Annotated in this window: 4 protein-coding genes; 2 read left to right on the top strand and 2 right to left on the bottom strand. The window is 73.6% G+C overall.

What is annotated here, in order from left to right:
• Positions 1–157: 157 nt before the first annotated feature.
• Positions 158–2233: a SpoIIE family protein phosphatase gene (locus K6I34_RS28655; protein ID WP_229330221.1), complete on the bottom strand. Its 2076-nt coding sequence runs from the start codon at positions 2231–2233 to the stop codon at positions 158–160.
• Between the two features lie 69 nt (positions 2234–2302).
• On the opposite strand from K6I34_RS28655, the gene K6I34_RS28650 reads away from it, so the two are divergent.
• Entirely contained in the window at positions 2303–3733 is a 1431-nt protein-coding gene (locus tag K6I34_RS28650; RefSeq protein ID WP_229330219.1) for a lipase maturation factor family protein, read from the top strand.
• Between the two features lie 48 nt (positions 3734–3781).
• On the opposite strand, the gene K6I34_RS28645 is transcribed toward K6I34_RS28650, so the two are convergent.
• Positions 3782–5191, bottom strand: a complete 1410-nt coding sequence (locus tag K6I34_RS28645) for an NAD(P)/FAD-dependent oxidoreductase (RefSeq protein ID WP_229330217.1) — start codon at positions 5189–5191, stop codon at positions 3782–3784.
• A 116-nt stretch (positions 5192–5307) separates the two neighbouring features.
• Here K6I34_RS28645 and K6I34_RS28640 point away from each other — a divergent pair, with 116 nt between their 5' ends.
• Positions 5308–6363, top strand: coding sequence for a PHP domain-containing protein (locus tag K6I34_RS28640; protein ID WP_229330214.1), 1056 nt, complete (start codon positions 5308–5310; stop codon positions 6361–6363).
• Positions 6364–6552 lie beyond the last annotated feature (189 nt).

The raw sequence follows: 6552 nt of genomic DNA, 5'->3' as shown, positions 1-6552 counted from the left end.
CCTACCCCCCTAATTTCACCCACCCGAGCACCACCAAGCCAGGGGCGCGGGGAACTGCGCGCCCAGCCGTACACGGCCCGCAGCCGCGAACCGGACCCAGGAGGCACCCCGATAGGCGCGGGGGTCCGGGGCGGAGCCCCCGGGGGGTGAGACGACGTCAGGGCGTGTGCCGGTCCGGTATGACGAATTCGCACCAGACCGACTTCCCCGTCCCCCGCGACTCCACCCCCCACACGTCCGCCAAGCGGTCCACCAGCAGCAGGCCCCGCCCCGACACCCCCGATTCGCCCGGCTCGCGCCGTCGCGGCAGGACGCTGGACTTGTCCTCGACCTCGACCCGTACGCGGCGTTCGGGGCCGGCGAGCATGCGGATGGTGGCCACGGCGGCGCCGTCGGTGTGCAGCAGGGCGTTGGTGACCAGTTCGTCGGCGACGAGTTCGATCTCGTCGGAGCGTTCGCGCGCGCCCCAGGCGCGTACGGCCGCGCGGATCATGTGGCGGGCGGCCCTGAGCGATTCGGGGTCGGCGGGGGCGATGTGCTGCTGGAGCCGGCCCCCGGCGCGGGCGGTGGCGCCCTGGCGGCGGAGCAGGAGGACGGCCATGTCGTCCTCGCCGACGCGTTCCCCGATCACGTCGCAGAGGCGGTCGGCGAGTTCGTGCAGGTCGTGCGGGCCCTCGCGGACGATGGTGGAGAGGAGGCCCATGCCTTCGTCGAGGTCGGAGCCGGGCTGTTCGACGAGGCCGTCGGTGAAGAGCAGCAGGGTCTCCCCCGGGTCGAGTTCGACGGTCGTCACGGGGTAGTCGAGGCGGCCGAACTCGGCGGAGAGCCCGAGCGGCAGGCCGCCCGCGACGGGCAGTCTGCGGCAGGTGCCGTCGTTGTGCCGGAGCAGCGGGTCGATATGGCCCGCGCGGACGATGTGGACGATGCCGGTGGAGAGGTCGGCCTCGGCGTAGGCGCAGGTGGCGAAGCGGTCGGTGTCGAGCTCGTGGAGGAAGGTGGAGGCCCGGGCCATGATCGTGGCCGGGGCGTGGCCCTCGGAGGCGTACGCGCGCAGGACGATGCGCAGCTGGCCCATGACGGCGGCGGCGTGGGTGTCGTGGCCCTGGACGTCGCCGATGACGACGCCGACCCGGCCGCCGGGGAGGGGGACGGCGTCGTACCAGTCGCCGCCGATGTCGCGGCCCATGCGGGCGGAGCGGTAGCGGACGGCGATCTGCGCGCCGGGGATGTCGGGGATGCGGCGGGGCAGCATGGCCTGTTGCAGGCCCTCGGCGAGGTCGTGCTCCTGGTCGTAGAGCATGGCGCGGGCCAGGCTCTGGGCGAGGCTGCTGCCGACGGCGATGAAGAGGTTGCGTTCCTGGCGGGAGAAGGCGCGCCCCTCGCGGTAGAGGAGGCCGACGGCGCCGATGGCGCGGGCCTGGGCGATCAGGGGGAGGTAGACGGCGGAGGAGATGCCGATGTCCTTGATGTTCTGCCACAGCCAGGGGTAGTGCTCGGCGAACTCCTCGGGGGACTCGATGAAGCGCGGCGCGAGGGTGCGGATGACCTCGCTCATGGGGAAGTCCTCGTCGATGCGGGTGTAGCGGGTGCCGGGGATGTAGTGCTCCTCGGGCCCCTCGGCGACGAGGTGGATGCGGCCGGACTCCAGCAGGCCGAGGACGTGCAGGTCGGCGCCGAGGTGCTGGACGGCGCGGGAGTCCTGGAAGAAGTCGATGACGTCCTGGACGGTCCTGGCGTGGGCGAGCGCGGCGGTGATGGTCTCGACGACGGCCGTCGGGTCGCGCTGCTCGGGCCGGGGCTCGGCGGCGTGCCGGAGTTCCTCGGTGGCGTCGCGGACGATCCCGATGATGCGCCGGGGCCGTCCCTGGCCGTCGCGCAGGATACGGCCCTGGGCGTAGGTCGGGCGCAGGCTGCCGTCGCCGACGCGTACGCGGAGGTAGGTGCCGTAGCTGTCGCTGCCCTCCTTCAGCGCGCGGGAGATGTGGGCGTCGAGCCGGGCGGCGTCGCTCCTGGGCACCCGGCCCGCCAGGTCGCCGATCCGGCCGCCGTACGTCCCCGGCGGTATGTCGAGAAGGGCCAGGGCCACCGGGTCCAGGTGCAGCCTGCCGGTTTCGAGGTCCCAGTCGAAGCTGCCCATGTGGTTGAAGGCGAGGCTCACCTCCGGGCGAGCGGGCCAGTCGCCCGGTGCCACGTCCCCCTGGACGGAGGCAGGCGGCGCTCCCCGATCAACCATAGGGCCACTCTGACACCTTTTGCCGGTTTCTTCGATGTGACCGTGTGCTTCTGGTGGTACGGATACGCCATGGAGTGGTTCATGGCGCCCGGGTACTGGCTGACCAGGCTCGTCCTGCAGCGGGCGCTCGCCGCGGTCTACCTGGTCGCCTTCCTGGCGGCCGTGCTGCAGTTCCGCGCGCTCATCGGCGAGCGGGGGATGCTGCCGGTGCCGCGCTTCGTGCGGGCGGCGCCGTTCCGGCGGATGCCGAGCGTGTTCCAGCTGCACTACTCGGACCGCTTCTTCGCCGCGTGGGCGTGGGCGGGCGCCCTGCTGTCGGCGGCGATCGTGGCGGGCGCGGCGGACCTGGTGCCGCTGTGGGCGGCGATGCTCATGTGGGCGGCGCTGTGGGTGATGTACCTGTCCATCGTCAACGTGGGCCAGACCTGGTACAGCTTCGGGTGGGAGTCGCTGCTGCTGGAGGCCGGGTTCCTGGCGGTCTTCCTCGGCAACGCGCGCACCGATCCGCCGGTGTCGGTGCTGTGGCTGATGCGCTGGCTGGTCTTCCGCGTCGAGTTCGGCGCCGGGCTGATCAAGATGCGCGGCGACCTCTGCTGGCGGGACCTGACGTGTCTGTACTACCACCACGAGACGCAGCCGATGCCGGGCCCGCTGAGCTGGTGGTTCCACCGGCTGCCGCGCCCGCTGCACCGGGTGGAGACGGCCGCGAACCATGTGGCGCAGCTCGGCGTGCCGGTCTTCCTCTTCACCCCGCAGCCGTTCGCGAGCGTCGCCGCGGGCGTGATCATCTGCACCCAGCTCTGGCTGGTCGCCTCCGGCAACTTCGCCTGGCTGAACTGGCTGACGATCGTCCTGGCGTTCTCCGCGGTCGACGGCGCGGCCCTGGCGGAGCTGCTCTCCCTGCCCCGGCACACCCCCCTGGCCACGGGCCCTCCCGGCTGGTTCCAGGGCCTGGTCGTCGCCGCGACGGCCCTGGTCGCCGTCCTGAGCTGGTGGCCCGTACGCAACATGCTCTCCCGGCAGCAGCGCATGAACATGTCGTTCAACGCCCTGCACCTGGTCAACACCTACGGGGCGTTCGGCAGCATCAACCGGCGCCGCCACGAGGTGGTCGTCGAGGGCACGGACGAGGAGCGGGTCACGCCGGACACCGCCTGGCGGGAGTACGGCTTCAAGGGGAAGCCCGGCGATCCCCACCGCCTGGCGCGCCAGTTCGCCCCGTATCACCTGCGGCTCGACTGGCTGATGTGGTTCGCCGGGATCTCCCCGGTGTACGCGCAGTCCTGGTTCGGCCCGTTCGTCGAACGGCTGCTGGTCAACGACCCGGCGACGCTGCGCCTGCTGCGGCACAACCCCTTCCCCGACGCGCCGCCCACGCACGTACGGGCCCGGGTCTACCTCTACCGCTTCACCACCCGGCAGGAGCGGCGGGCCACCGGGGCCTGGTGGCACAGGACGCTGGAGCACGAGTTCCTGCCGCCGGTGGCCCTGCGGCGCTGACGGCGCAGCTGCGGGTCAGTCGCGGATCAGTTGCGGGCCGGTCGCGGGTCAGCGCGGCGCCAGCCCCCACAGCGCGAGCTCCTCGGGGGTGATCGACGGCCCTGTCTGCGCGCGGGGTCCGGGGCCACGGGCCACGCCGAGCGCCACCGAGGGCCTGACGAGGTGCGTCATCGGCTCGGACATCGTCATCACGTCCAGCAGCGCCCGCAGCACCAGCGGATCGCCGGTCGCCGCCCACATCATCCGCTGGACGTAGCCCCGCAGCAGCCGGGCCGCCGCGGGAGGCCGCTTGCCGATGGCACCCGGGTAGTTGATGTCCTCCCCCGTGGCCAGGTCCCAGGCCTTGCCCGTCACCCGGCCCACCGCGTGCTGGACCCGCCCGGCCAGCCCCGGCGCCGTCACGCCCTCCGCCCGCAGGACGTCGCGGAGCACGGCGGCGCTCTGCGCGGCCACCGACATGCCCTGCCCGTAGACCGGGTTGTACGTGGCGACGGCGTCGCCCAGCGCGATGAAGCCCTCGGGGTGCGCGGGAAGGCGCTCGAAGAACCGGCGCCGGTTGACGGTGCTGCGGGTGACGTCGACGCCGGTGAGCGGCTCGGCGCGGGCGATCAGATCGGCGATGAGGGGGTCGCGCAGGCCACGGGTGAAGGGCTCGAAGTCCTCGGCGTTCCCCGAGGGTTCGCCACCGCGCGTCCCCGAGACGGTGACCAGCCAGCGGCCGCCCTCGATGGGCAGCATCGTCGACCCCTGGCCGGGACGGCGCGAGCCGGGGTCGGACTGGATGCTCACGAGCGGGAAGTCCCCGGTGCCCGGTGGCGCCCGGAAGATCCTGGTCGCGTAGACCAGCCCCGAGTCGACGGTCTCCTCGTGGACGACCGGCAGCCCCAGGTCCGTCAGCCTGCGCGCGGCCTGCGAACCGCGGCCGGAGGCATCGACGACCAAGTCGGCCGCGAGCTCCTCCGTGCCGTGCGCCCCCTCCGCACGGACCCGCACCCCCGTGACCCGGGCCGGGTCGCCGAGCAGCGCCACGGCCTCCGTACCGTCGCGCAGGACGACACCCGGCAGGGCCAGCACCTGCTCGCGCACCACCAGGTCCAGCAGGTCGCGCGTGCACGTCAGCATGAACTGCTTCCCCGGCAGCCGGGGGAACCAGCCCCGCGGGCCCAGCAGCACCACCCCGGCCGAGAGCGCCAGTCTGCGGGCACCCGCGTGCAGCCACCGCTCCAGCGTCCCGGGCAGCAGCGCGTCCACCACGCGGGCGCCGCCGGACATCAGCAGGTGGGCATGGCGGGCCTGGGGCAGGCCCTTGCGCGGCCGGGCGCCTTCGGGCATCCGGTCACGGTCGACGATCACGACCTCGTCCACGTGGCGGGCCAGGACGGAGGCGGCCAGCATCCCGGCCATGCCCGCCCCGAGAACGACCGCGCGACTGCCTGAGGTGTTGCGGGAGGCACTCATGCGGGAAACCCTCCCCTGCCGATGGGGCTGTTACGCAAGCGTTCACCCCCCGAGGCACGGGGTGCGGCCCCGCCGCGGCGCGCGCACCGTGGGGGAAGCGGGTGGAGGTGAGTCCCATGGATCCGGTCGCGGCCCTGGACCGTATCGCGTTCCTGCTGGAACGCGCCCAGGCGCCCACCTATCGCGTCAAGGCGTTCCGCACGGCCTCCCAGGTCGTCGGGGCGATGCCGCGGGACGAGCTGCGGGAGCGCGCGGAGCGCGGCTCCCTGACCGGGGAGAAGGGCATCGGGCCGAAGACCGCGGCCGTCGTCACCGAGGCACTGAGCGGCGTCGTGCCCGGCTACCTGGCCCGGCTGGAGGAGGAGAGCGGCGGACCGCTCACCGAGGGCGGCCACGCGCTGCGGGCGCTGCTGCGCGGCGACTGCCACCTGCACTCGGACTGGTCGGACGGCGGCAGCCCGATCGAGACGATGGCACGCACGGCGCGGGGCCTCGGGCACGAGTGGGCGGTCCTCACCGACCACTCCCCCAGGCTGACGATCGCCCGCGGCCTCTCGCCCGAGCGGCTGCGCGCGCAGCTCCGCGTCGTCGCCGACGTCAACGCGCGGCTCGCGGGTGACGGCGACGGTGGCCGTGGCGGCGACCGTGACGGTGACGGCTTCCGGCTGCTCACCGGCATCGAGTGCGACATCCTCGACGACGGTTCCCTGGACCAGGAGCCGGAGCTGCTCGCCGAGCTGGACGTGGTGGTCGCGTCGGTCCACTCCACACTGCGCATGGACGCCGCCGCGATGACCCGCCGTCTGGTCGCGGCCGTCGCCAACCCGCTCGTCGACATCCTCGGCCACTGCACCGGGCGGATCGTCGGCAGCCGCCCGGAGTCCTCCTTCGACGCGGCCCTGGTCCTCGCCGCCTGCGCCCGCTTCGACACGGCCCTGGAAATCAACAGCCGCCCGGAACGCCTGGACCCGCCCCAGCGGCTGCTCCGGCAGGCGGTCGACGCGGGCGTGCTCTTCGCGATCGACAGCGACGCGCACGCGCCGGGGCAACTGGACTGGCAGGCGTACGGGTGCGAACGGGCGGAGCGGTGCGGTGTTTCCGCGGAGCGGGTGGTGACGACGTGGTCACGTCGTCGGCTCCTGTCGTGGGTGGCTGCGCATCGCTCGTCGTGACCGGTGCGCCCACCGGGGTGCGTCTTGCGCTGCGCGCGCGGCTGCGGGCCGGTGGCCCGTTGCGCCCACCGGGGTGCCTCTTGCGCTCCGCGCGCGGCTGCGGGCCGGTGGGGGCTTGTCGCGCAGTTCCCCGCGCCCCTTTCGGGGCGCTGCCCCGGCTCGGGGTCCAGGGGGCGGAGCCCCCGGTGG

It is taken from the genome of Streptomyces sp. UNOC14_S4, assembly GCF_020740835.1.
Taxonomy (GTDB): Bacteria; Actinomycetota; Actinomycetes; order Streptomycetales; family Streptomycetaceae; genus Streptomyces.
The sequence above is the reverse complement of the archived record's forward strand: the minus strand, read 5'-3'. Positions and strand labels throughout refer to the sequence as shown.

Excerpts from the sequence above, each read along its gene's own strand:
- K6I34_RS28640 (WP_229330214.1), top strand. The coding sequence starts at position 5,308 with ATGGATCCGGTCGCGGCCCTGGACCGTATCGCGTTCCTGCTGGAACGC.
- K6I34_RS28645 (WP_229330217.1), bottom strand. The coding sequence starts at position 5,191 with ATGAGTGCCTCCCGCAACACCTCAGGCAGTCGCGCGGTCGTTCTCGGG.
- K6I34_RS28655 (WP_229330221.1), bottom strand. The coding sequence starts at position 2,233 with ATGGTTGATCGGGGAGCGCCGCCTGCCTCCGTCCAGGGGGACGTGGCA.
- K6I34_RS28650 (WP_229330219.1), top strand. The coding sequence starts at position 2,303 with ATGGAGTGGTTCATGGCGCCCGGGTACTGGCTGACCAGGCTCGTCCTG.